Annotated in this window: 3 protein-coding genes; 1 reads left to right on the forward strand and 2 read right to left on the reverse strand. The window is 34.8% G+C overall.

The annotated features are described in order from the left end of the window. The coding region (locus tag AC1DSB_RS18305) for a hypothetical protein (RefSeq protein ID WP_477587307.1) at window positions 1–458 on the forward strand (458 nt) is incomplete at its 5' end. Window positions 459–687: 229 nt separating this feature from the next. Here AC1DSB_RS18305 and AC1DSB_RS18310 read toward each other — a convergent pair. Together AC1DSB_RS18310 and AC1DSB_RS18315 are read right to left on the reverse strand one after the other, a co-directional pair. Then, on the reverse strand, window positions 688–1,347 hold the full coding sequence (locus AC1DSB_RS18310) for a lipoprotein (protein ID WP_477533012.1): 660 nt from the start codon (window positions 1,345–1,347) through the stop codon (window positions 688–690). Window positions 1,348–1,411: 64 nt separating this feature from the next. After that, the coding region (locus AC1DSB_RS18315; RefSeq protein WP_477587308.1) for an alkaline phosphatase at window positions 1,412–2,234 on the reverse strand (823 nt) is incomplete at its 5' end.

The raw sequence follows: 2,234 nt of genomic DNA on the forward strand, positions 1-2,234 counted from the left end.
ATATGAATATGTTTTGGGCGAGCGTCGTTACCGATAGTTCTAAAATTAGGGAAATATACATTGATGAGAATATAACTGAACGGGAGTTTGTTGAAATAATTTCTGAATTATACAAACAAGAATTTTTTATCTATGCGATTATTCCCGAATGGGAGGAGGAGTTACTTAATATTCTCTCCAACCAGTTCGTTTTAGTTAAAAACATTATATTACCTAACGTATTTCCAAAAAGCACAGGTTATGTTGGTTTCGTGAAAGACAGCCAAAAACAATTCGTTTATGAATTTTATTTAAGGTCTATGAGTATGGCTATAGTTTTTTCAGATGAAGGTGTTACTAAGCACTTAGATAATACAAGTAACGAAAATATTGATATTCATAATATTTTCGAATCAAATGAAATCTCTCATATAACAATAGGCTCTGATGGTGGATGGTTCAATATAATTGAATACTAAACAAACGCGAGTTTTAATAAAGTTCTGGCAGTTCCGGGAAATCTGCAATCTCTATATTTGATTGGCGAAGCTGATTCAATTGAAGAGGCTAAAGCGAAGAGTTACATGGAAAAAGCAGTTTTCTTCAAAGGTGAAGAAAACCGCTTTTTTATATCAAACTTATCAGGTGTTAAGGAATTTTTAATAATTCATTCTATATAATTCGGGATATCGGGGGAAGAGGGTTATATTAGATATCCAATTTTATAGTTTTCGCTTTTTCAACATTTTCACCCAAGCTATCAAGAACATCACTTGTTAGAATTTCAATTGACTTAATATCATTTGTGTTTTCTAAAATAAACCCCATATTGCCTTTCTTAACATCATTTCTTTGTATTTCACCAGTCAATTCTTCGAGAAAAATGTCCTCTTCCCATGTTTTTAGCTCACCATTGTTCGTCTTAACAAAAGCAACTGGTGTGAATTTTATGTCCTTATCGGATGTATTTTTAACTTCAACTCCTACTTTAATAAAATCAAACTCTTCTTCATGAGTATAGGAATGAAAAAAGTCAATCATGCTGTAATCCGGAACGAAATGTAGCAACTTAGCATCTTTTAAAACCATTTCAACCCCACCTATATTAACTGTCTTATTTAAGGGTTTATATGATTTTAATGTGAGTTCGCCTTTGTCATCGGTTACGGTTTCTCCAACTGTCACCAGATTAATGTCATCCGTTATTTGAGGATTCGGCACATATACATCTTCTTGTACATTAAGTTTTTTTTCCGTTTGGTCGATGGTTTTGACCTGTTCCTCAGTAGCTTTGTCCTCGGTGTTATATACTGATGAACAGCCTGAAAGAACTAATAAAAGAATCAAGAAAAACAAGTATCTCTTCATTGGAATCCCCCTAGCATAATAAAACACCCGTCGCATTTAGCAACGGGCTATTTTATTGTATCTGTTATTTTTTATTTTTTGTTTTATCTAAAAGTTCAAAGATAATTTTGGCATTGTCTGTATTATCAATTTGTCCTGCCAATCGTTCTTTGTAAGGTCCGTAGGCAAATACTGGCACGTCTTCACCAGTGTGACCACCAGTTGTCCAGCCTGTATGAGAACGCTCATCAAAGATTTTTTCGATTGCATTATCTATATCAGTGACTTTTTTAGTCGTTGCAGCATCTTTAACAGATTGGATTTCTTGTGCTGTTAATGCTAATAGATTTTGATCTATATACGTTTTTAATGTCTTTTCAACATCTTCACCTTTAGCAATTTCAGCTGCCATAAAGTCTGGTGTGCGCTTAGCTGCTTTAATAGGCTGAGCAAACCAGTTATAAATTCCATCAGAACCAATAGAGTATCCGCCAGTTGAATGGTCAGCTGTAATAACAACTAATGTATGTTTGTCCTTTTTAGCAAAATCAATAGCGGCCGTCGCAGCTTTTTCAAAGTCTGCCATTTCACTCATTGCTCCAACTATATCATTATCATGACCCGCCCAGTCTACCTGGCTTCCTTCAACCATTAAGAAGAAACCATCTTTATCCTTGCTTAAACGTTGAATAGCTGATGTCGTCATATCTTGAAGAGAGGGAACTTCATCTGTACGATCAATCATTTTAGGGAGTCCGCCAGATGCAAACAATCCAAGAATCTGTCCATTTTTATCTTTTGAAAGTTCCTCTTTGTTTGTTACATAACTATATCCGGATTTTTTGAATTCTTCTGTAAGATTGCGGTCAGGACGAACAAAATTTGAAGTACCGCCACCAAGGAGAACG

The organism is Paenisporosarcina sp. P4_E4_2 (assembly GCF_056401595.1).

Coding starts and splice junctions, on each gene's coding strand:
- AC1DSB_RS18310 (WP_477533012.1), bottom strand. CDS start 1,347: ATGAAGAGATACTTGTTTTTCTTGATTCTTTTATTAGTTCTTTCAGGC.